Raw genomic sequence first — 23,082 nt, 5'->3', positions numbered from 1 at the left:
ATCCTCGTCTGGCTCGCCGGGCCGCTGCGTCAGCAGCCCGGCGGGTGGCCGGACGCAGGATGCAGCTCCCCCCGCTCGCACCTGCCGGCAATGCCGCCGCCCTGCCGGGGGTGGTGCCAAGGCAGGTACTGGCCAACCGGGTGGCGCTCATCCTGTTCAGCTACGACATGCGGCACCGCCAGCTGGTGCACTGCAACCAGCATTGCCACACCGTGCTGGGCTACACGGCCCAGGCGCTGCTGGCGCTGGGCGCCAGCCTGTGCCAGCAGATAATGCACCCAGACTCCCTGGCGCAGCTCATGCAATCGGATATGAAGCAGCTGCTGGCGCGGCACCAGACCGCCATCTGGGACTGCCGCGTGCGCCACCACGACGGCAGCTGGCACCTGCTGCGCCTGCGCATGCGGGCCAGCGTGCTGGGCCCCGAAGGCCAGGTCTGGGAGATTATGGGCAGTGCCGAAGACGTGACCCGCCATCGCGCCGCCATGGACGAGCTGCGCCAGAGCCGCCACCAGCTGCGGCAGGTGCTGGACGTGGTGCCCAACCTGGTGGCGGTGTTCGACCTGCAGCAGCAGCGCACCACCTACACTAACCGCCGCATCGAAACCCTGCTGGGTTATACCAGCGAAGAGATTCTAGCCTTCCCGCCCGGCCACCTGCTCCCGCACCTGCTGCCGACCGAGTCGCTGGTATGCTACCAGGGCACCATGAAGGACGTGGCCCAGCTGCGCGATGGCGAGGTACGAGCCGTGGAGTACACGGCCCGCCACCGCGACGGCACCATCCGCTGGCTGCACAGCGCCCACGCGCCCTTTGGACGCGATGCCCAGGGCCGAACCACCAGCGTTATCAGCGTGACCGAGGATATTAGCGAGCAGCGGGCCGACGACGAGCAGCACCGCCTTGCCACCGCCCGGCTCACTGAGCAGCACCGCCTGTTCCGGCAGGTGATTGATGCCCTGCCCCACCCCATCTACCTAAAGGATGAGCACGGCAATTACCTGCTGGCCAACAAGTCGCTGGCCGCTTTGTATAATATGACGCCCGATGAGCTGGTGCGCGCCGGCAAGCCGGACATTCCAACCACGGAAGACGCCGCCCGCTACCGGCAGCAGGACCTGCAGGTGCTCACCACCGGCCAGGACCTGACGCAGGAGGAGTGCTTCACGAACCCCGATGGCCGGGTCAACTGGTTTAGCAGCGTGAAGCGACTGTTTGTGCAGGACGACGGCACGGCCCAGGTGCTGGGCGTGGACAGCAACATTACCGAGCTAAAAAGCACCCAGCAGGCCCTAGAGGGTGCCATTGCGACAGCCCAGGTTGATGCCCAGGCCAAGGAGGATTTCCTGGCCAACATGAGCCACGAAATCCGCACGCCGCTGCACGGCATTCTGGGCCTGACGGGGGTGCTGGTGAAAACCACCCTCAGCCGCAGCCAGCACGATTACCTGCGGCTGCTGGGCGAATCGGCCGAGCACCTACTCAATGTGCTGAACGACGTGCTCACCACCGCCCGCCTCGGCGCGGGCAAGCTGCAGCCCGAGGCCATATCTTTTGCTCCCATAGAGCTGCTGCGCGGCTGCGCGGCTCTGCTGCGGCCCCGCGCCCGGGAAAAGGGCCTGCACCTACGCATCGAGAAGCCCACGCTGCCCGGCCCCGTGCTGGGCGACGCGCACCGCCTGCGCCAGGTGCTGCTCAACCTGGTCAGCAACGCCATCAAGTTCACCGAAACCGGCACCATCCACCTGCGCTGCCGGGTGGTGCCCGGCCCCCGCCAGCACACCGAGCCTGCGGGCACGGTGTGGCTGCAATTCATGGTGAGCGACACCGGCCTGGGCATTGCGCCCGAAACACTGGATAAAATCTTCGAGCCCTTCACCCAGGCCACCGCCAGCACCGACCGCGAGTACGGCGGCACGGGCCTGGGCCTGAGTATTTCGGAAGGCCTGGTGAAACTCATGGGCGGTGTGCTGCAGGTGTCCAGCGAGGTGAACCAGGGCAGTACGTTTGCCTTCACGCTGGCCTTCCAGCCGGTAGCCGCCGCCCGCCCGGCAGAACCTGAAACGCCGGCCGAGGCCCCTGCCCTGGCCGATGCCGGCCGCATTTTGCTGGTAGAAGACAACCTGGTGAACAGCCTGCTGGCCGAAACCGTGCTGCGCAACTGGGGCTGGCAGGTAACCACCGCAGCCAGTGGCCTGGCCGCCATCAACCTTTTTGAACACCGGACCTTCGACCTGGTATTAATGGATATTCAGATGCCGGGCATGGACGGCGAAACCGCCGCCCGCGCCCTGCGCCAACACCCCGACCCCAGCCGGGCCGCTACTCCGGTCATTGCCCTCACGGCCCGCGCCCAGTCCGGCGAGGCCGAGCGCCTGCGGGCATCCGGCTTTGCCGGCTACCTTGCCAAGCCCTACCGCGAAGAGCAGCTCCTCGAAACCATGCAGGCCGTGCTGGCACACCACAGCCAGGCCAGCAAATCCCCGTCTACTCCCCTCACCACTCCCACTATGCCTTCCGCAGCACCGTCCCTCTATAACCTAAGCAATGTGCGCCAGCTAGTGCGCAACGACGAAACCATCGTGCGCCGCCTGGCCTGGGCCTTCATCGAAACCACGCCCGCCATCCTCACTGCCCTCGACGAGGCCCTGACCAAAGGCGCCTGGGAAGCCCTGGGCGACGCCGCCCACCACCTCAAAAGCTCCCTCGACGGCCTGGGGGTGGAAAGCCTGCGCCACGTCATTCGGGAGGCGGAGGCCTACGCCGAAACGCCGCCCGCCCCGGCCCACGCCGCCCGGCAGGTCACCCTCATCCGCACCGTTACGGAGCAGGTAATGGCCGGCCTGCGCACGGAGTTTCCCGAGCTGCAATCCTAGCGCGCATGCCCCTTCCCATTCCCCTGGCCCCGGCGGCCCCGCTTATTCACACCGACACGCTGGTGATTGGGGCGGGACAGGCCGGACTGGCCGCCGCTTATTACCTGCAACGGCACGGCGTTGATTTCCGCCTGCTGGATGCTGCGCCCACGGCCGGCCATGCCTGGGACACCCGCTACGATTCGCTCCGCCTGTTTTCTCCGGCCTGGGCCAGCGGCCTGCCCGGCCGGCCCTGGCCCGGCCGCCGCCTCCGCTACCCAACTCGGGCCGAAACCAGCGCCTACCTGCGCGACTACGCCGCCCATTTCGCGTTTCCGCTCGATGCCGACCAGCGCGTGACCCGCCTCACAGCCGCCCCCGGCCAGCCCGGCTACCACGCGCACACCGCCGCCGGCCGCACCTACGCTGCCCGCCGCGTGATAGTGGCCACCGGCCCCTACACCACCCCCAAAATACCGGCGTGGGCCACCCAGCTGCCTGCTGCCGTGGCCCAGCTGCCCAGCCGCGACTACCGCCGGCCGAGCCAGCTGCCCGGCACCGGCCCGGTGGCCGTGGTGGGCAGCGGCAACTCGGCCCTGCAAATCGCGGCCGATATTGCGGCCACCGGCCGGCCGGTTTTCGTGGCTTTCGATGAGAAGACTCCGGCCATGCCCAACAGCCAGCTGATGTGGGCCGGCCTGACGCTACTGGGCCTGCTGCGCATTCCGCGCCACACGGCCCTCGGCCGCTGGATGGTGAGCCAGCCCGAACCCGTGGTGAGCGGCGACCTGGCGCGCCTGCGCCGGCTGCCGGCGGCCACCTTCATTGGCCGGGCCACGGCGGTGCTGCCCACCGGGGCCATTGAGGGCCAGCGGGCGGCCTCCCCTCCCCTCGATGCCGTGGTGTGGGCCACCGGCTACCGCCCGGCCTACGACTGGCTGGAGCTGCCCATTTTTGAGGCCAATGGCCAGCCCCGGCACCAGCGCGGCCTCACGGCCGCGCCGGGCGTGGCGTTTCTGGGACTCGACTGGCTCGATAGCCGTAACTCGGCGCTGCTCAACGGTATTGGGGCCGATGCCCGGCGCGTGGTGCAGGCCCTGCTGCAAATGCCCTAATCTTATTGAAACCTGGCCGGGGCTTTCGGGGTTGAATGCATCAGATGCAGCTTGCTGAATCAGGCTGCTTTTTGTCCACTAGATTTTTCTGTAGCATTATGTTTATTTTCATGCTTGGCCTCTTGCTGGTAACCGCCATTATGGCGCTCAAAACTGTATCCAACGTCGAAGAAATGCTCACGCCCATTCCGGTGCGTGCCCAATAATCCTCCAATTATCAATCAATAAAAAAAGCAGCCCGAAAGCTGCTTTTTTTATTGATTGATAATGCCCTGAATTTTCGGTTAGCGAATAACCAGCTTGCACATCTGGCTGGTGTTATCCGACTCAAGCCGCACGTAGTACAGGCCGTTGGCAAATTTGCTTAAATCAAGCGTGCGGGAATATTTGTCGTTGAATTCCGTGACGGTTTCGTGGTAGAGCACCGAGCCGATAACGTTCAGCACGCTCAACTCCACTTTCTTGCCCTGCAAGTTATTGATGGTGAGGTGCACAATGCCGGTGCTGGGGTTAGGATAAACCAGCAGGGTTTTGTCGTCGCTGGGGCGGGTTTGCTGGCCGGGGCGGTGCATGGAGGCGGCCGACACGGTGGGCACCGTGTGCAGCACCGGCCCGACGCCGAGGCTAAGGCAGACAAATAATAGCAGAGGTAAAAGTAAGCGTTTCATCATACTGTAAATTTAGTAGGCGGTAGAAAGGGCAGTAAGTTGTTGGATTAACGGTAAAATTCGCTTTTAGTTGACAAAGATACAGCCCTTGTGCAATAAGCTACACCAGAATATCCGAAAACCTCGATAAACTCCACTACTTTCACTTCCACTGTCCTTATTTCCCCGACCAGTTAAATGGATATTTTGTTGATTGGCGGTGGCCTGGCCGGGCTGGCGGCCGCCCTGGACCTGGCCCGGCGCGGCTACCAGGTAGCAGTAGTGGAGCGCAAGCAGTATCCGTTTCATAAAGTGTGCGGCGAATACGTGAGCAATGAGGTGCTGCCCTACCTGCGCCGCCTCGGGGCCGACCCGGCTGAGTTGGGTCCGGCGGCCATTTCGCGGTTCCTGCTGTCGTCGCCGGGCGGCCGCACGCTTAGCAGCCCGCTCGACCTGGGCGGCTTTGGCGTGAGCCGCTACGTGCTCGATGATTTTCTGTACCGGCAGGGCGTGGCGGCCGGGGTGGTGTTTCACCTCAAAAACACGGTGACAGACGTAACCTTTGACCCCGCCGCCGACCGGCACACCGTGACCCTGGCCGACGGCCGCACCCTCACGGCCCGCGTGGTGCTGGGCACCTACGGCAAGCGCGCCAACCTCGACCGGCAGCTGCAGCGGCCGTTTTTCGCGCAGCGCTCGCCCTACCTGGGCGTGAAGTACCATTTGCACCTGCCGGGCTTTCCGCGCGATGTGATTGCGCTGCACAACTTCGCCGATGGCTACGCCGGCATTTCAGCCATCGAGGAGGACAAGCTGTGCTTTTGCTACCTCAGCTCGCGCCAGAACCTGAAGGACCACGGCACTATTCCGGCGCTGGAGCGGGAGGTGCTGGCCCGCAACCCACGCCTGCGCGAAATCCTGGACGCGGCCGAAGTGCTGTATCCACAGCCCGAGGTCATCAACGAGATATCCTTCGCCCCCAAGCAGCCCGTGGAGCAGCACATCCTGATGGTGGGCGACGCGGCGGGCCTCATCACGCCGCTGTGTGGTAATGGTATGGCCATGGCGCTGCACGGCGCGGCGCTGGCGGCGGCGGCGGCCGATGTTTTTTTGGCGGGCCGCACCAGCCGCCCGCAGCTGGAAACGGACTACGCCCGCGCCTGGCAGACCCAGTTTGGGGCGCGCCTGCGGGTGGGCCGGGCGGTGCAGCAGCTCTTTGGCGGACCGCTGCTGAGCGAGGCGGTGGTGGGCGGCCTGCGCCACTGGCCGGGCGCGGTGCGGGCCCTGATGCGCCGCACCCACGGCCAGCCCTTCTAAAATCTGGCGGCAGCGCGGCAGTCCGGGCACCAAGGCCGGAATGTTATTGGTGTTTTTTTGGACCCAAACGTGTAAAATCCTGCCTTATTCCGTAAGTAGTGGACCAATGTGCGGGACTACCCGTAATTTCAGCCGTCAGGCGCATTGGTTATCATGCGTTTTTAAAATCCGAAAATCCTTCCCGGAATGCCGAGTTACTTAGGTGCCATTGGCACAGCCAACCCCGTCCACCGCATTGCGCAGCCGCAAATTGCCGATTTCATGGCCCAGGCCCTGGAATTTGGCGAAAACGACACGCGCAAGCTGCGGGCGCTGTACCGGGTGTCGGGCATTGCGCACCGCTATTCGGTGCTGCCCGACTACGGCCGGGCCAATGGCGACTACACGTTTTTTCCCAATACCCCCACCCTGGAGCCGTTTCCGAGCGTGGGCCAGCGCATGGCCGTTTACCGGCGGGAAGCGTTGCCGCTGGCTACCGAGGCCGTGCGCGAGTGCCTGCGCCAGGTGCCCGACGTGGCGGCGGACACCATCACGCACCTGGTGACGGTGAGCTGCACGGGCATGTACGCGCCGGGGCTGGACATTGAGCTGGTGCAGACCCTGGGCCTGCGCCGCGACGTGCGCCGTACCTGCGTGAATTTCATGGGCTGCTACGCCGCCGTGAACGCCGTGAAGCTGGCCGATGCCTTCTGCCGCGCCGATGCTCAGGCCCGCGTGCTGATTGTGAGCGTTGAGCTATGCACGCTGCACTTCCAGAAGAGCCCCGAGGAAGACCACCTCATCAGCAACGCGCTGTTTGGCGATGGCGCGGCGGCCTGCCTGGTGCAGGCCCGCCCGCTGCCCAACGGCGTGCCCAGTCTAGCGCTGCAGGCCTTTCACTGCGGCCTGGAGCCCGATGGGCACGACGATATGGCGTGGCACATCAACGACTTTGGGTTTGAGATGACGCTGAGCAGCTACGTACCGAAGCTGATTCAGCGCGGCATCCGCAACCTGACGGATGGGCTGCTGGCCAGCCTGCCCGTGGAGCTGGCCGACATCCGGCACTTTGCCATTCACCCCGGCGGGCGTAAGATTCTGGAAACTATTGAGACCGAGCTGGGCCTGACCCACGACGATAACCGCCACGCCTACCGCGTGCTGCGCGACTATGGCAATATGTCGTCGGCCACGGTGCTGTTTGTGCTGCGCGACGTGCTGGCCCACGCCACCCCGGCCGATGCCGGCGCGCCCGTGCTCAGCTTCGCCTTCGGCCCGGGCCTGACAATGGAGGCCATGCTGCTGGAGGTGAGTTATGAGTTAAAAGTCATGAGTTATGACTCAAGCAAAGCGGACGCTCTTATATCCGCGTAGCAATTTTCGCATAGACACATCCAACTTGTTATGAGATACTTATCTTGTAGCTCATCATTCATACCGCATCATTGGATTTTTCTGAACGCGCTGCCGGCCCGGAGCTGATGGACGACCTGACGCTGGCCAACGATGCCCTGCGCCAGAACCTCGACGAGCTGGAAACCATCAATACCTGGCTGGGCGGCTATGCGCCAGTGCTGAACGCGCTGCAACGCCTGAAAAGCCGGTTTCCGACCAGCCGGCCCCTGCGCCTGGCCGACCTGGGCAGCGGCGGCGGCGACACCCTGCGCCACGTAGCCCGCTGGGCCCGCAAAAACGGAATCGCCATAGAGCTGACGGGCATCGATGCCAATGCCTTTATGCTGGAATATGCCACGGCCAAAAGCCGGGAATATCCCGAAATCAGCTACCGACAGTTCGACATTTTCTCCCCGGAGTTTCAGGCGCAGCCCTTCGATGTGCTGACGTGCAGCCTGTTCTGCCACCATTTTACCGATAATGAGCTGGTGCCGCTGCTGCGGCAGTGGCACCAGCAGGCCGGCGTGGCCGTGGTCATCAACGACCTGCACCGGCACTGGCTGGCCTACCACAGCATCAAGTGGCTGACGTGGCTACTGGGCGGCTCCTACCTCGTGCGACACGATGCGCCGCTGTCGGTGGCCCGCGCCTTCCGGCGGCAGAACTGGGTAGATTTGCTGGCGCGGGCAGGCATCACGAAGTACGAGCTGCGCTGGCGCTGGGCCTTTCGCTGGCAGGTGGTTTTTTAGGGGTTGGGTGAGCTGGCTGCTTATATTGATACCCAAAACGAACGGTTTTTTAGCCCGCAGAAGGCGCAGAGGCAGCCAGACCGGTGTAAGCTAATCTGAGTGGTTTCAACGAGCCACTAACGACTGCTTTTTCAGAATTATGTCCCGAAAGAATAGTCAAATAGTGGACGGTAAAAAACATAGTACTGAACCGGATTTGACTGGGCAGTCTTTTCTACTTCATTTCCTGCCACTGTCGGCGCTGACCAACGTACTGGTCGAGCGCTTTTTGGCGGGTGACCGCATGGAAACCAACACCGTATAGGATACGGCAACGGGGCGGCCATGCAACTGGCCCGGCGTGAAGGTTGGCAGCTGGCGCACGGCGGTCAGAGTGGCCTCGTCGCAGCGGCCGCCCACCCCTTTCAGCAGGCGGGCATCGGTGACAGCCCCGGCCGCCGTCACCACGAAGGTTACGAACACGCGGCTCTCGCCGCAGCCCCCGGCCCCGGCGGCGCTCAGCCGGTCCCGGATAGCCGCCGCCACGGCCGCGCCGCTGCCCCCGTAGCCCGGCAGCTGGGGCATCCGCTCGACGTAGGTGTATACTTTAGCTGAATCGGCAGGCCCGGAACGGACCGGCCGGGGGACGGACTGGACCGACCCCGCCGCGGAGCCCGACAGCGCGCCAAACAGGATGGCAGTCAGGCCGAATAAACGCCAGAAAGTTACTGAATTCATACCCTAAGATAAAACCGTCTGGCTACTGCAACGGCCGCCCGCCCTCTCCGCGCCTCCTACTCGTTACTGCTGCTGCTCTTTCGGAATTATACTCCAAAAGAGCAGCGAGCGGGAGCTGTACCAACTGCTTCACGCTAAAAAAGCCCGGCGGCTACCCGGTAGGTATTAGCGTGGGCTTCTATGATGTCGATGATGCGTTCGGAATAGCCGCCGCCCATGCACACCACCACGGGCAGGCAGTGGCGGTGGCAGAGGCCGAGCACCAGCTCGTCGCGCCGGCGGCAGCCTTCGCGGGTGAGGGCCAGGTGGCCGAGCTTGTCGGTGGCCAGCACATCGACGCCGGCCAGGTAGAACACGAAATCAGGCTGCACTTCATCCAGCAGGCGGGGCAGGGTTTCGGCTAGTAACTTGAGATAGTGGGCGTCGTCGGTGCCGTCGGGCAGGGGGAGGTCGAGGTCGGAGGCTTCTTTGCGGGCGGGGTAGTTACGGCCGCCGTGCATGGAAAAGGTGAACACGCGGGGCTCGTGCTGAAAGATGGCAGCCGTACCGTTGCCCTGGTGCACGTCGAGGTCCACGATGAGGACTTTCTGTGCGTGGCCGTACGCCAGCAGCCAGGCTGCGGCGGCAGCCTGGTCGTTCAGCAGGCAAAAGCCTTCGCCCCGCGCCCGAAACGCGTGGTGCGTGCCGCCCGCAATGTTGAACGCCACGCCGTGCACCAGCGCCATCCGGGCCGCCTCAATGGTGCCGCCCAGGATGGTGATTTCGCGCTCGAACAGCTCGCGTGACCACGGAAAACCGGTGGCCCGCTCCTCCTGCCGGGTGAGCTGGCCGGTGCGCAGGCGGTGATAGTAGTCGGTATCGTGCACCCGTAGGATGTCCTCGTCGGGCGGGGGCTGGGCCACGAAAAAATCGGCGGCGGTGGCGGTGCCTTCGTGCAGGAGCTGCCCGGGCAACAGCTCGTACTTGAGCATGGGAAAACGGTGGCCGGCGGGCAGTGGGTGGGCGTAGCAGGGCGCAAAAGCAATGGGCAGCATCGGGGCAAAAGTGGGTGAGATGGCTGGGGGACTCAATCCCCCAATTTTGTAACACAAAACTTACCCTAAATGCTTGTCTTTGTGCGCGCCGGTGTGCTTCTTGCCGGTGCGAATACGGCCACCAGCTACTGGCAAAGCTGAGGAAACCCCAGAGACATCAAAAAAACGCCCCGACTACTGAAGTCGGGGCGTTTTTTTGATGTCTCTGGTAATGCGGGGTATGATGGGAGTTCGCCCATGCGCTGTTTTTATTGGGCCTGCGCCCGGTCCACGGTGGCGGTGGCTTCCTGCGGCACGCCCACCGAATGTCGCCCGGCTTTGCATACAAAAATGGCGGCCTGACTGAGCGGGCATTTTTTGCTTTTATCGCCCCAAAAACGCCAATCCACCGATTACCAAAGGATAATGTCTGCGCGCCTCGTCTATTGCTGGCGGGGGCGCAGAACTTTCACTCCGTTGGCCATCAACACGATGGTGTTGCTGATAAAGCTTTCGCAGGTAGCCAGCTCGTAGGTAGTGCCCCCGGTGCGGGCATTGGTGATTTCGACGGCTTGGCAGATGATGCGGCTCGGATAGTAATTGGTGAGGGTGCGGCGCACTGGCAGCGGAAGGGTGCTGGGCTCTACAATGGTGCCGGTGGCTTCGACATCGCCATTGGTGCTGAACCTGACCAGCCGAAAGGCCTGGCTTTGTGTGTAGCTGGCCTGATACCAGCCCTGGGCGCGTTTCCATTTTACGTGGCGGGCCTCCGGATACAGCTTTTGCAGGGCCACAAAGGCCAGCGGGGGCACCTGGGCATCGGGAATGCCCTGCGCCGGCGCAACCTGCCCCCACAAAAGGGCCGCCAGAAGCAATAAGGTAGTTTTCATAACGGTATAGGCGCGGGAAACGCTGGTGGGGGCGCACGGCCTGGGCCAAAAGCACCCACTCCCTTACTACCTGAGCATGCAAAAACGCATCATCGGGGGGATGAGTTTTGTCAACTACGGCCTACCGTGCCGGCTGCGGGCTAGTGGATAACAACTGTTGCACATAAGCATCAGCTAATAATGCGCCCATCCTCCATCTCAATAATGCGGTGTGTTTTGGCGGCGAAGTCGTTGTCGTGCGTTACGATGAGCAGGGCCTGGTGGTAGGTTTCGGCCAGCTCCTTGAAGATGTCGAACACGATTTCGCCGTTTTTCTGGTCGAGGTTGCCGGTGGGCTCGTCGCCGAGGATGATGAGCGGGTCGTTTATCAGGGCGCGGGCAATGGCGACGCGCTGCTTCTGGCCGCCCGACAGCTGGTTGGGCTTCTTGAGCGCCTCGCTTTCGATGCCCAGAATCTTTAGCTTCTCGTAGGCGCGGTGCTCGATTTCCGGATTCGATAATTTGCCCAGCTTTTCGGCGGGCAGCATCACGTTGCGCAGCACCGAAAACTCGTTCAGCAAGTAGTGAAACTGGAACACGAAGCCGATTTGCTCGTTACGCACGCGGGCCAGCGCGGCCTCTTTTTTGCCCCGCATCGGCACACCGTCAATCAATAGCTCGCCCTCATAGGCAGTGTCCATGGTGGAAAGGATGTAGAGCAGCGTGGACTTGCCGCAGCCCGACTTGCCCACCACGGCCGCAAACTCGCCCCGGTTCAGGGCAAACGACACGTCGTGCAGCACCTGCACCCGCACGGGGTCGTCGAAATACTTGATTAGCTGGCGGGCTTCAATTGCGGGGGTGTCCATGTTACTTGCCTCGGATGATGTCGACCGGGTCGACCCGGCTGGCCTTGCGGGCCGGGAAATACCCCGCCAGGTAGGTGGTAATGAGCGAGAAAACCGCCCCAATGCCGTAGAAAACCGGGTTGAAACTGACCGGGTAGAAGTGCACCGTGGGCAGCGAGGCCGGGTGAAACGGCACGTAGGAAATCAGGACCGAGAGCCCGAAGCCGAACAGCAGCCCCGCCGCGCCGCCCGACAGCCCAATGGCCAGCGCCACCGCCACAAACAGCCGCTGCACATCGGCCCCCGAAAACCCAATGGCCTTGAAGATGGCAATAGTGTCCATCTTCTCGTAAATCATCATGTTCAGGATGTTATAAATCCCGAAGCCCGCCACAATCAGCAGCGTGATACCCACGGTGTACGAAATGAGCGTGCGGATGAAGGTGCCGGTTTCGAACTGCGAATTGGCAGTTTGGATGTCCAGGGCCTGCACGTCGTAGCGCTGCGCGTATTCCCTGGCCAGCTGCGGGGCCAGGCTGAAATCGTGGAGCTTCACCTGCACGTCGGTGACGTAGTTGTTGGCTTCGCCGAGCAGCTTTTGGGCCGTGAGCAGAGAGGTGTAGCTCTGTACTTTATCGACCTCCAGGATGCCCGACTGAAACAAGCCGACGACCTTGAGCGGCACGCGGTTGCCCTTCACGGTCGTGATTTGCACGATATCGCCCACACCTACCAGCATGAGGTCGGCGGCGGCTTTGCCGAGGATGATGCTATTGGACACGGTACTGATGCTGAGCAGGTTGCCGGCCACCACGTAGTCGCCAAAGGCAAAAAGCCGGTTTTCCTGCTCCACTTCAATACCGCTGATGGTGCCAGTGAGGTTGATGGTACCCACGTTGTAGAATACCTGGGCCTGGGTTTTGGGGGCCACGCCGCGCACGCGTGGGTCGTGGCGCAGGGCCGCGATGATGGCCCCGGCGTTGTGAATGCGCGGCAGCTCGTTGCTGGGCCTGATGGAACGGATAAAATTGTGCTGCCGTGGCCCGGGCGCGGTATACCGGTCGATGGGCTGCTGCGGGGCCGGCTGCACCTCGTTGTAGAGGCGCACGTGGGGCGTGCGGTTGAGTACCAGCCCATCGAGCAGCTGGTTGAGGCCCGCCATGAAGCTGAGCAGCGCAATGAACATGGTGATGCTGAACGTGACGCCAACGGCCGCCACCAGCGACTGCCGCCCACGGGCCAGCAGCAGCGACAGGGCCACATCGTAGAGCAGGGGCAGCTTCATTTCGCGGGGGCTGTAAGTTCGTCGGCGGGCGTCAGGCCTGCCAGGATTTCCACCATCTGGTAATCGCGCAGGCCGGTTTTCACCCGCGCCAGCTGACCGTTGGCCCTGCGCACCGTGGAGTCGTCGACCAACAGGCGGCGCGGAATCAGCAGGGCCCTGGACTTGGTTTGCAGCACGATGTTGACCTCGAAGCTCACGAACGGATACAGCACCGGCGGCTGGCGTACGAAGGTCGCATTCACCTGAAACGTGCGGCTGCCGGCGTTCATCATCGGCGAAATGGCGCTGACGCGGGCCGTGAACACCTGCCCCTTGTAGCTATCCAGCGTGACCAGCACCAGCTGACCGGGGCGGATTTTCACGATGTCGGACTCGTCTACCTGCATTTCGAGCACGAAGTGGCGGGCGTCGCCCAGCAGGGCTAGCGGCGTTTGGGGCGTCACGGCCTCGCCCTTTTCGCGGTAGAGTTGGTACACGATGCCGTTTACTTTGCTGCGCAGGACGAAGTCGCTGGCCTGCCGCTGGGCAATCTGGAGGTTTTTGCGCGACTGCGCGGCCCCGAAATCGAGCTGTTTTTTAAGTGTCTGGTAGTTGAGCACGGCCGACTCGTAGGCGGCTCGGGAGCCGGCATAGGCCAGCTCGCGCTGCTCCAGCGTCTGCTTCGTGCCGATGGTCTGCTGCCAGAGCTGGCGCTGGCGCGTGAGCTGCAGCTGGTCGTTCTGCATGGTGCGGCGTTGCAGGGCAATGCGCTGGCGGGCCTCTTCGAGCTGGCTTTGGTTGGCGGCCACGGCGGCATAGCGGGCGGCCAGGGCGGCGTTTTCCTGATTGAGCTGCTGCACATCGCTGGCAATGGAGAGCAGCGGCGTACCCACCCGCACCGAGTCGCCCTCGTGCACCAACACCGTTTGAATAATGCCGCCGGCGGTGGCAAATGCCTGGTACTGCTGCCCGCTCTTGACGGTGCCAGCCGCGTACACCGACTCCGAAATAGCCGACCAGACTGGTTTCACCCGCTCGGCCTTATCCCGGCAGCCGACCAAAGCCACGAGTAGCAGCAGCAGCCAGCGCCCGGGTGGCACGGCAGACGGGCAAGATGTTCGGTGTCGGTTGAGGTTCATGGGCTGACACGCGGCAATCGGGGGCCCCGTTTTCAAGAGGGAAATAAGATAATTACTCGCTCCGGCAGGCTGCTCCGGCAGGCTGATTGATGGAGCAGGTGATAATGCATAAGCGGCTGTTTTAGTAGCTGATGTTACGCAGTGGCGGCTGCTGGTTTGGTTGCTGGCTGCTAGTTGTTGGCAGAACGCGGTTGAGCCGTTTCTCAGGACACGAAACCAGCAACCGGAAACAAGAAACTAAGTGCAGTTTCTGACCCAATAGCTGCCGGCGTAACATCAATAATTAGGCTAACACGGCCGTATTGGCTCCCAGAATCTCGCGGGCCTGCGCCACCTCGGCGGCGGTGCCGTGGGCCAGGAGCATGTATTTCCCCACCTTGATTTCGGTTTCGTACTCCAGCACGCTGTTGTCGGGCACGCCCAGGCTCACCAGCGCCGCGCCCAGGGCACTCACGCCGCCTACCACCACGGCGCCTTCCAGCGCGCCCACCAGCATGCCCACCAGCGGCCCGGCCAGCACGAGCGGACCCACGCCCGGAATAAGGATGAAGGCGGAGCCCATCAGCATGCCCCATATGCTGCCCCAGAAGGCCCCATTGCCGCCCCATTTCATTATACGGTCCCATATTGTAGTAGCCCACCACGTTTTCCTCGGCGTGGTAGTCGCGGCCCACAATAGAGAGCTGCTGCATGTTGAAACTGTGATGCTGGAGCTTTTTAACGGCCTGCTCGGCTTGCTCGTGGGTGTCGTAGAGCGCGGTCATTACGGGGGCCTGGTTCATATAAAAGTTGGGGGGGGGTGAGGTAGTTGAATGAGGAGAAAATTGGCAACCGACCATTGCTACCGCCGACCTACTTAGTGGCGAACTGGAGAGGTAAGATTACGCGGGGCCAGCTGCCAGCCGCCAGCCGCATGACGAGCATCAAGCATTAGGCTAATTTTCAACAGGGGTTTTGCGGGGACACTGCTGGTTATTTACCATCCGTTGGCACCACCGGCGCGGACCGGCGGCCTGGCCAGTCGTGGCCGGAGCTGGCGCGGCCGGGCGGCATTTTCAGCAGTAGAAACCGCGCCAGCCACCGGCTCACGCACCAGCGTGCTATTGCCTTGATTTTTAAATTTTTATGCAGTGGAACCTACTGCCAAAAAATCCCCGACTGCCTTATTAGCTGGTGCTACGCCGGTAATGCTTGGGTCAGGGGCTGCACTTAGTTGTTGGTTACTCGTTACTGATTAGTGCTCTTCCTAACAAAACAGCTCAACCGCATTCAACCGCGTTCAACCCGCAACCAAATAGCCGCTGTAGCAGCCCCTGCGTGACAGCCGTTACTAAAACGGAGAGCATTTAAATAAGAACGTCATGCTGCGCTGGCCGAGGCAGCTCTACCGCATCAGTAATTATTTACTTACGCAGTAGAAACGCCTCGGCCAGCGCAGCATGACGTTCTTTTCGGGGCTTGCGGCCAACGGCCGACACGCCCTGGCAGTAAAGCTATTGAAGACCTACAGGGCGTTCAGCATTTTGATAACCTGGTGCTGGCGCTTGCCCAGCTTGGCTTTCAGGCGGCTCACCAGCTCGTGGCCCTTGCCTTCCACGTAGGTCAGGTCCTCGTCGGTGAGGTGGGTGTAGGTTTGCTGCAGCTTGTGTTTTAGCTGGTCCCAGTTGCCGCGCAGGCGCAGCCGTTGGTCGGTGCGGAAGTCGCGGAAGTGTTGACGGCGCGCCATGCCCTTTTTGGAGTACAGCAGGATGCCGATGAGCGCACCCACGCCCGCGCCGGCCAGGGCGGTGAGCAATACTTTACCGGTAGCATTTTTGGGGTTTTCGCACGTCATAATAAGCGGATGAAAATTGGATAATCAGGCCACAGGCCAACTTCGGCGCTGGGCATTTGGGGTTTTGGGGTTTTGGCAAAGATTGCGCCCGGGCCTGCCGCACCGCCCTGACTTTCAACAGGCCAATTGATGATGTTCATCAAGCCGGGGGCGGGCTGGCCGCTTTCAGGGCTGCTACTGCCAGGCCGGAACGTGGTCCAGGGCCACAAAATCGAGCACCAGGCCGAGTGGCTGGGGCCGGGGGTAAGGGCGGGGCGTCAGGCCGAGGGAGTTGTTGGTGGCCTCGCCCAGCAGGGTGCGCAGGTCGCCGGGCTGGGCGTGGCGGAGGCCCATCGTCCAGGTAGCGAAACTGCGCGTTGGCCACGACCCTTCGCCCAGCACGTGGCAGTGGTGGTGGCGCGGGTCCGACAGGATGGCGTGGTAATAGAGGTGCCGGACGGCGGCCCGGGGGCCTTCCAGCACTTGCAGAAAGCGGCCCTCGGGCGTGTGCAGCAGCACGCCGGTGATGCCGTGCTGCCGGTTGTAGGCGCGGGACTGCAGCAGCAGCTTGTGGAGGGCGGTGGTCCCCATCGGCTCCATCCACTGGCTTTGGTATATAAGGTGATACGGTTGCATAACAGATAAGCAGAAAGGCGGGCGAGGGGGTTACAGCCGGGCCGGGGCGCAGCCCGGGCATCGGGACGGGCCACAACGGCAGCGGCAGTGGTGGTAAGGGCTTCGCGGGGCCGCAGCACGTGGCGGCCGGCCGTGGTTTGTTCCAGAGCCCGGCGCGCGAAGGCCAGGGTACTGAAGACGGTAACTTTCATGGAATGAAGCGGAAATGGCAATCGGCCCGAAACAAGGCTCCGCAAGGTTCCGGCCGGCGGCCGGCGCAACCCATGATGTAAATCCAATTTTCACTTGATAATCATTGGACTATACAACTTCATTATTCAGCTTATTTGCGAGCGGCGGCTTCGGCTCCGCTTCGCGGCCCAAGCCGGCTCTGGTATCATTGGTGCCGCACAGCCTTGTACACCTCCACCCAGCCCACGCCTGCCAGCGCGGCCAGCACGCACCCGCCCAGCCAGGCCAGCGGCACGGGCGCGAAGCCGAACAGCCGCTGCGCCGCTGGCACCAGCAGCGTAATCAGCAGCAGGGCCAGCGTGAGGGCCAGCATCAGCCAGAGGATGCGGTTGGGCACGCGCAGGGTGCGCCACACCGATTGCGTAAACGAGCGGTTGACCAGCGTGAGACCCACGTTGCTGAGCACCAGCGTGGCAAACACCAGCGTGCGGCCCACCGGCAGCGGCAGGCCCAGGCGCATGGCCGCGTAGTACACGCCCAGCACCGCCGCCGCAATGCCCAGGCCCTGCAGCAGGCTGCGGCCCAGCTCGGCCCCGGCCAGGAAGGTGCTGCTGAGCGGGCGCGGCGGCTGCTGCATCTGGCCGGCCTCGGCGGGCTCGTTTTCGAAGGCGATGGAACAGGTCGGGCCCATCACCAGCTCCAAGAAAATGATGTGCACGGGCGTGAACAGATTGGCCCACTCCCACCCCGCCAGCAGCGGCACGGCCACCGTGAGCACAATGGGGATGTGAATGGAAACGACGTAGAACACCGCCTTTTTAAAGTTCTGATAAATGCGCCGGCCCTGGGCAATGGCCGTCACCATGCCCGCCAGGTCGTCGTCGACGAGCACCAGCGAGGCCGCCTGGCGGGCCACTTCGGTGCCGCGCCGACCCATGGCCACGCCAATGTGGGCCGCCTTGAGGGCAGGGCCGTCGTTCACGCCGTCGCCGGTCATGGCCACTACTTCGCCGTTGGCTTTCAGGGCTTCCACCACTTTGAGCTTGGCCTCCGGAAACATGCGGGCAAATACCGCCGTGGTGGCGGCCTGCGGCTGAAGCTCGGCGTTGGATAAGTCCATCACCTGCTGGCCGGTGAGCAGTACATCGGCTCCCGGCAGGCCCACCTGGCGGGCAATTGCCTGGGCGGTTTCGGGAAAGTCGCCGGTTATCATCTTCACCTGAATGCCGGCCGCCAGAAACTCCTGGATAACGGCCGCCGCATTGGCTTTGGGCGGGTTTTCGAGGGCAATCAGCCCCAGAAACCCCCAGGCAAAATCGTCCTGCGCGGCCGGGAAGTCGGGGCCGGCCTGCGCCGCCTGCGCCACGCCCAGCACCCGGTAGCCCCGACCCGACAGCTCCCTGGTGACCCGCCGAATTTCCTCGGCTACGGCCGGGGCCGGGCGGCACACGGCCAGAATATGCTCTACGGCCCCTTTGCCGGCCACCAGGGGCCGGCCGCTTACCTGCCGCACATGGGTCATCATGGGCGGAGTGCCGCCCAACGGATACTCGTGCAGCATGGGGCTGGGGGCGGTAGCGTCGGCCGGGGCGGCGGTAGCAAAGGCGGCCACAATGGCCTTTTCCATGGCGTCGAAGGGTTCGGTTTCGCTGGCGTAGCGGGCGCAGGCCAGCACCTGGGCAGCCGTGGGCGCAAGCGGACCGGGCAGCGCCACAAGGCTGGCCGTGGCCCCATCATAAAGCTGCGCCACGCGCATGCCCTCCTGGGTGAGGGTGCCGGTTTTATCGGCGCAGATGACCGTGGCCGAGCCCAGGCTTTCCACGGTTTGTGGCTGCTTGGTGAGCACGCCCAGCCGGCTCAGCCGGGCCGCGCCCAGCGCCATAAAGCTGCTGAAGGCCACCGGAATTTCTTCGGGCAGAATGGACATGGCCAACGTGAGGCCGAAGAGCAGGGCCGTGACCCAGTTGCCGGAATGGGCGAAATTTACGCCCCACACCAACACAAACGCCGCCGCCCCCATCCAGGCCATGCGCAGCACAAACTGCCGCACCTGCAGCTGCAAGGGCGTTTTTTCGGTATCAATAGCTTCCAGGCTCTGCCCGATGCGGCCGAGCCTGGTGCCTGTGCCCACGGCCGTGACCGTGAGCCAGGCGCTGCCCGCCACGGTGCTGGTGCCCGCAAAGGCCGGGTCGCCCACGGCCTTGGCTACCGGCACGGCCTCGCCGGTTAGAATGGCCTCATCCACGGAGAAGTCGTTCAGCTTGGTTACGGTGCCGTCGGCGGGCAGGCGGGCGCCTTCGGCCACCAGCACCGCGTCGCCCACCACCAGGTCTTCGACCGGCACGGTGACTACCTCGCCATTGCGGCGCACCTGGGCCCGGGGCTGCGTGAGCTGGCGCAGGGCCCCCAGCGCCTTATCGCTGCGAATTTCCTGGTACACCGAGATGCCCGCCACCGCCAGTAGCGCCACGCCCAGCGTGATGGCCTCGGCCCCTTCGCCCAGCCCGACATACACCGCACAAGCCACCAGCAGCAGCAGAAACATGGGCTCCAGCACTACTTCCCGCAGGGTGGCCAGCAGCCCCGAGCCCTTGGCCGCGGGCAGCACATTGGGGCCATGGGCCAGGCGGGCGGCCAGCACGGCTTTACTGGTAAGGCCGGGAGCGGGCGCGAGGAGGGGCATCAGCTAATTAAATGACATTCTGCTTATTCGTATTAACAGTTCAGGCTAACGTGCGCCGCCCCCACCGCCGCCGCGTTGCTGCGCACCCGCTCCAGCAGGGCCTGCTGAGCGGCGGCCACGCTGGCGGCCTGCCCGCCCCATATTTCCAGGGCCGACTGTTGCAGCGCCCGGCCAAATGAGAACGTGAGCGCCCACGGCAGCCGGCCGGCAAACCGCTTGTGCATGGCCGCCAGGTGGCGCGTGGCGGCATCGGGCGACTGCCCACCCGACAAAAATGCCAAACCCGGCACGGCCGCCGGCACCGTGCGCAGCAGGCAGGCCACGGTAGCGTCGGCCACCTGGGCGGTGGTGGGCTGTTTGGGGCAGTCGGCCCCGGCCAGCACCATGCTGGGCTTTAGCAACATGCCTTCCAGGGCCACGCTCTGAATGCGCAGCTGGGCGAACACCTCGTGCAGCACGTCTTCCGTCACGGCGGCGCAGCGGGCCAGGGCGTGGGGGCCGGTCAGCAGCACTTCGGGCTCCACGATGGGCACCAGGCCGGCCGCCTGGCACAGGGCGGCGTAGCGGGCCAGGGCGTGGGCATTGGCCACAATGCCGGCCCGGCTGGGCCGGTCGTGGCCGATGGTGAGCACCGCCCGCCACTTGGCAAAGCGGGCTCCCAGCGCCGCGTATTCGGCCAGGCGCGGGCGCAGGCCGTCGAGCCCTTCAGTCACCTGCTCGCCGGGGAAGCCGGCCAGCTCGTGCGCGCCCAGGTCTACCTTGATGCCGGGGATGATGCCCGCCTGCTGCAGGATTTCCATGAAAGAAACGCCCGCCACCGTACGCTGCCGGATGGTTTCATCAAACAGAATGGCCCCGCTGATGCCCGCGCCAAGGCCCGGCGTGGTCACCAGCAGTTCGCGGTAGGCGCGGCGGGCCTCCACGGTTTCGGGGATGCCCAGCGCGGCGAAGCGGGCGTTGCAGGTGCCGGTGCTTTCGTCCATCGCCAGCAGGCCCTTGCCGGGGGCCATCAGCGCCTGAGCGGTGGTGATTAGGGTGTTTAGGTTCATGGCTTTACTATTAAAACGACTGTCATCCTGAGCGCAGCGAAGGACCTTATCATGCTCGCATCAGTTGAATTACGGCAAACTGTTCTTCGGTGATAAGGTCCTTCGCTGCGCTCAGGATGACAGGACGGGCGCTAGGCTTTCCACTGCCAGTTGCGGATTTCGGGCATGTCTTCGCCGTGGTGTTCGATGTAGCGCTTGTGCTCCACCAGCTTATCCTTGAGGTACTGTTTGAGGTAAGCGCCCTTGTTGCCAAGCTGGGGCACGCGGTCGAGCACGTCCATGACCAGGTGGAAACGGTCCATGTCGTTGAGCACCGTCATGTCGAAGGCCGTGGTGATGGTACCTTCCTCCTTGTAGCCGCGCACGTGCAGGAGCTGGTTGTTGGCGCGGCTGTAGGTGAGGCGATGCACCAGCCACGGATAGCCGTGAAAGGCGAAAATAACGGGCTTGTCGCGGGTAAACAGCGCGTCGTAATCGGCCTCGCTCAGGCCGTGGGGGTGTTCGGTACTGCGCTCCAGCTTGAGTAAATCGACCACGTTGACGACCCGGATTTTCAGCTCCGGCAGGTGCTCGCGCAGGATGCTGGCGGCGGCCAGAATTTCGAGGGTGGGCACGTCGCCGCAGCAGGCCAGCACGGCGTCGGGCTCCTGACCGGCGTCGGTGCTGGCCCAGGGCCAGAGGCCAATACCCTCGGCGCAGTGCGTGCGGGCGGCGTCCATGCTCAGCCACTGCGGGGCGGGGTGCTTGCCAGCCACTATCACGTTCACGTAATGGCGGCTGCGCAGGCAGTGGTCCATCACCGAGAGCAGGCAGTTAGCATCGGGCGGCAGGTACACGCGCACAATACTGGCTTTCTTGTTGATAACGTGGTCGATGAAGCCGGGGTCCTGGTGCGTGAAGCCGTTGTGGTCCTGCCGCCACACGGTACTCGTGAGCAGGTAGTTGAGCGAGGCAATTTTGCGCCGCCACGGAATTTCGAGCGTCAGCTTCAGCCACTTGGCGTGCTGATTAAACATCGAATCGACGATGTGCACAAACGCCTCGTAGCAGTTGAACAGCCCGTGCCGGCCGGTCAATAAATATCCTTCCAGCCAGCCCTCGCACTGGTGCTCGCTCAGCATTTCGAGCACGCCGCCATCGGGGGCCAGAAACTCGTCGTTGACCTGCACGGCCGCATCCCACTGGCGGTCGGTGGCCTCGAACACGGCTTCCAGCTTGTTCGACATCGTCTCATCGGGCCCGAAGACGCGGAAGTTGCGCGGGGCGGCGTTCAGCTTCAGCACATCGCGCAGAAACTTGCCTACCGTGCCGGTATCGCTGGCCTCCACGGCGCCCGGCGCAGGCACTCTCACGGCGTAGTCGGCGTAGTTGGGCAGGTGCAAATCGTGCAGCAGCAGGCCGCCGTTGGCGTTGGGGTTGGCGCCCATGCGGCGGGTGCCTTGCGGGGCCAGCGCGGCTATTTCGGGCTGCAGCTTGCCTTCATCATCGAATAATTCTTCGGGCCGGTAGCTTTTCAGCCAGCCTTCGAGCTGGGCCAGGTGCGCGGGCGGGGCGCTGGCCGATACGGCCAGCGGCACCTGGTGCGAACGGAACGTACCCTCGTTGGGCACGCCGTCCACTTGCTTGGGGCCGGTCCAGCCCTTGGGCGATTTCAGCACAATCATCGGCCAGCGCGGCCGGGTGAGGTCGCCGTTTTCCCGGGCCTCATACTGAATGTGTTGAATGTTGGCAACAGCTTCTTCCAGGGCCGCCGCCATGGCTTGGTGCATCAGCTCGGGCTCGTGGCCTTCCACGTAGTAGGGCGTCCAGCCGTAGCCGCGCAGCAGTTGGTCCAGCTCTTCGGGCGTGATGCGGGCCAGCACCGTAGGATTGGAAATCTTGTAGCCGTTGAGGTGCAGAATGGGCAGCACTGCGCCGTCGCGGGCCGGGTTGAGGAACTTGTTGGAGTGCCAGGCGGTGGCCAGCGGGCCGGTTTCGGCCTCACCGTCGCCAATCACGCAGGCCACCACCAGCTCGGGGTTATCAAACACCGCCCCGAAGGCGTGGCTGAGCGAGTAGCCCAATTCGCCGCCCTCGTGGATGGAGCCCGGCGTTTGGGGCGAGGCGTGGCTGGAGATGCCACCGGGGTAGGAAAACTGCGTAAAAAGCCGTTTCAGCCCAATTTCATCCTGGCTGATACTCGGGTATACTTCGCTGTAGGTGCCTTCCAGATACGTGCCCGCCACCACCGCCGGCCCGCCGTGGCCGGGGCCGGAGAGGTAAATCATGTTCAGGTCATGCGCTTTGATGGCCCGGTTGAGGTGCGTGTAGATGAAGTTCTGGCCCGGCGTGGTGCCCCAATGCCCCAGCAGCATCTTCTTGACGTGCGCCAGCGTGAGTGGCTCGCGCAGCAAGGGATTGTCGCACAAGTATATCTGGCCCACCGACAGGTAGTTGGCCGCCCGCCAGTAGGCGTCGATAAGCGCGGCTTCTTCCGTCGTGAGCGGCGTGGGAGCGGGGCGCACGGCCGGCGGGGCGAGGGTGTTGGTTTCCATAGAACTTGGAGTTAGTCGGTTTTTCTTCGCCAGCCAGCTAAAGCTGGTGGTCGAGCGGCGCAATCATGCACGCCCCACTGCTGGGGATGGCGCATTACACGGACAAGCCAAAAGCAGCCAGCCGGGCGCAGGTCGATGGCTGAGCGATGTGGCAAATGCCCTGAATGCCCGGGCCGGCCGCAATGCCGACGAACAACGGCTGGAGGCGGTAGCGGGCTTTCGGCTGCGGCCCCAGTGCCAGCAACTCAGGGCGAGGCTGCGATTGGGCAAGCATAAATCCCCAAAAGTC

The 23,082-nt window shown here is 63.6% G+C and carries 19 protein-coding genes and 1 pseudogene; 5 read left to right on the top strand and 15 right to left on the bottom strand.

What is annotated here, in order from left to right; all coding sequences use genetic code 11:
• The first annotated feature begins 59 nt into the window (after nt 1–59).
• Both KQ661_RS07490 and KQ661_RS07485 read left to right on the top strand, forming a co-directional pair.
• The gene (locus KQ661_RS07490) at nt 60–2,876 is read left to right on the top strand and encodes a PAS domain-containing hybrid sensor histidine kinase/response regulator (RefSeq protein ID WP_216686052.1); all 2,817 of its coding nucleotides are present in this window, start codon (nt 60–62) and stop codon (nt 2,874–2,876) included.
• A gap of 5 nt (nt 2,877–2,881) precedes the next feature.
• On the top strand, nt 2,882–3,970 hold the full coding sequence (locus KQ661_RS07485; protein ID WP_216686051.1) for a flavin-containing monooxygenase: 1,089 nt from the start codon (nt 2,882–2,884) through the stop codon (nt 3,968–3,970).
• Nucleotides 3,971–4,254: 284 nt separating this feature from the next.
• Here the strand turns inward: KQ661_RS07485 and KQ661_RS07480 are convergent, their stop codons facing one another.
• Complete coding sequence (locus KQ661_RS07480; protein ID WP_216686050.1) at nt 4,255–4,641, bottom strand: T9SS type A sorting domain-containing protein; 387 nt, start codon at nt 4,639–4,641, stop codon at nt 4,255–4,257.
• 174 nt (nt 4,642–4,815) lie between these two features.
• On the opposite strand from KQ661_RS07480, the gene KQ661_RS07475 reads away from it, so the two are divergent.
• From KQ661_RS07475 to KQ661_RS07465, 3 genes are all read left to right on the top strand, one after another.
• Nucleotides 4,816–5,934, top strand: coding sequence for an NAD(P)/FAD-dependent oxidoreductase (locus KQ661_RS07475; RefSeq protein WP_216686049.1), 1,119 nt, complete (start codon nt 4,816–4,818; stop codon nt 5,932–5,934).
• A 186-nt stretch (nt 5,935–6,120) separates the two neighbouring features.
• The gene (locus tag KQ661_RS07470) at nt 6,121–7,287 is read left to right on the top strand and encodes a type III polyketide synthase (protein ID WP_216680046.1); all 1,167 of its coding nucleotides are present in this window, start codon (nt 6,121–6,123) and stop codon (nt 7,285–7,287) included.
• Between the two features lie 71 nt (nt 7,288–7,358).
• Nucleotides 7,359–8,057 carry a methyltransferase domain-containing protein gene (locus KQ661_RS07465; RefSeq protein ID WP_235726939.1) on the top strand — a complete coding sequence of 233 codons (699 nt, stop codon included), beginning with the start codon at nt 7,359–7,361 and terminating at the stop codon, nt 8,055–8,057.
• Between the two features lie 219 nt (nt 8,058–8,276).
• Here KQ661_RS07465 and KQ661_RS07460 read toward each other — a convergent pair whose 3' ends face one another.
• The 14 genes and pseudogenes from KQ661_RS07460 to KQ661_RS07400 form a co-directional block, all read right to left on the bottom strand.
• Nucleotides 8,277–8,774, bottom strand: a complete 498-nt coding sequence (locus KQ661_RS07460; protein WP_216686048.1) for an energy transducer TonB — start codon at nt 8,772–8,774, stop codon at nt 8,277–8,279.
• A 134-nt stretch (nt 8,775–8,908) separates the two neighbouring features.
• Complete coding sequence (locus KQ661_RS07455) at nt 8,909–9,808, bottom strand: histone deacetylase family protein (protein WP_216686047.1); 900 nt, start codon at nt 9,806–9,808, stop codon at nt 8,909–8,911.
• A gap of 422 nt (nt 9,809–10,230) precedes the next feature.
• A complete protein-coding gene (locus tag KQ661_RS07450; RefSeq protein WP_216686046.1) occupies nt 10,231–10,677 on the bottom strand; it encodes a hypothetical protein in 447 nt (148 codons plus the stop codon).
• Between the two features lie 170 nt (nt 10,678–10,847).
• Nucleotides 10,848–11,525, bottom strand: coding sequence for an ABC transporter ATP-binding protein (locus KQ661_RS07445; protein ID WP_216686045.1), 678 nt, complete (start codon nt 11,523–11,525; stop codon nt 10,848–10,850).
• 1 nt (nt 11,526) lies between these two features.
• Nucleotides 11,527–12,789, bottom strand: coding sequence for an ABC transporter permease (locus KQ661_RS07440; RefSeq protein WP_216686044.1), 1,263 nt, complete (start codon nt 12,787–12,789; stop codon nt 11,527–11,529).
• Complete coding sequence (locus tag KQ661_RS07435) at nt 12,786–13,868, bottom strand: efflux RND transporter periplasmic adaptor subunit (RefSeq protein WP_317196080.1); 1,083 nt, start codon at nt 13,866–13,868, stop codon at nt 12,786–12,788. The genes KQ661_RS07440 and KQ661_RS07435 overlap by 4 nt, the downstream gene beginning before the upstream one ends.
• 322 nt (nt 13,869–14,190) lie before the next feature.
• On the bottom strand, nt 14,191–14,520 hold the full coding sequence (locus KQ661_RS07430) for a hypothetical protein (protein WP_226915755.1): 330 nt from the start codon (nt 14,518–14,520) through the stop codon (nt 14,191–14,193).
• A 40-nt stretch (nt 14,521–14,560) separates the two neighbouring features.
• A pseudogene (locus KQ661_RS22775) lies at nt 14,561–14,671 on the bottom strand (general stress protein); the annotation flags it as partial.
• Between the two features lie 740 nt (nt 14,672–15,411).
• A complete protein-coding gene (locus KQ661_RS07425; protein ID WP_216680038.1) occupies nt 15,412–15,741 on the bottom strand; it encodes a hypothetical protein in 330 nt (109 codons plus the stop codon).
• Between the two features lie 174 nt (nt 15,742–15,915).
• On the bottom strand, nt 15,916–16,356 hold the full coding sequence (locus tag KQ661_RS07420) for a BLUF domain-containing protein (protein ID WP_216686042.1): 441 nt from the start codon (nt 16,354–16,356) through the stop codon (nt 15,916–15,918).
• A gap of 376 nt (nt 16,357–16,732) precedes the next feature.
• The gene (locus tag KQ661_RS07415) at nt 16,733–19,210 is read right to left on the bottom strand and encodes a cation-translocating P-type ATPase (RefSeq protein WP_216686041.1); all 2,478 of its coding nucleotides are present in this window, start codon (nt 19,208–19,210) and stop codon (nt 16,733–16,735) included.
• A 32-nt stretch (nt 19,211–19,242) separates the two neighbouring features.
• A complete protein-coding gene (locus KQ661_RS07410) occupies nt 19,243–20,259 on the bottom strand; it encodes a class I fructose-bisphosphate aldolase (protein WP_216686040.1) in 1,017 nt (338 codons plus the stop codon).
• A 131-nt stretch (nt 20,260–20,390) separates the two neighbouring features.
• On the bottom strand, nt 20,391–22,793 hold the full coding sequence (locus KQ661_RS07405) for a phosphoketolase family protein (RefSeq protein WP_216686039.1): 2,403 nt from the start codon (nt 22,791–22,793) through the stop codon (nt 20,391–20,393).
• A 94-nt stretch (nt 22,794–22,887) separates the two neighbouring features.
• Nucleotides 22,888–23,067, bottom strand: a complete 180-nt coding sequence (locus KQ661_RS07400; protein WP_216680032.1) for a hypothetical protein — start codon at nt 23,065–23,067, stop codon at nt 22,888–22,890.
• Nucleotides 23,068–23,082 lie beyond the last annotated feature (15 nt).

Origin of the sequence: Hymenobacter siberiensis, assembly GCF_018967845.1 — a bacterium.
Taxonomy (GTDB): Bacteria; Bacteroidota; Bacteroidia; order Cytophagales; family Hymenobacteraceae; genus Hymenobacter; species Hymenobacter siberiensis.
This window is presented reverse-complemented; position numbering and strand designations above follow the sequence as displayed.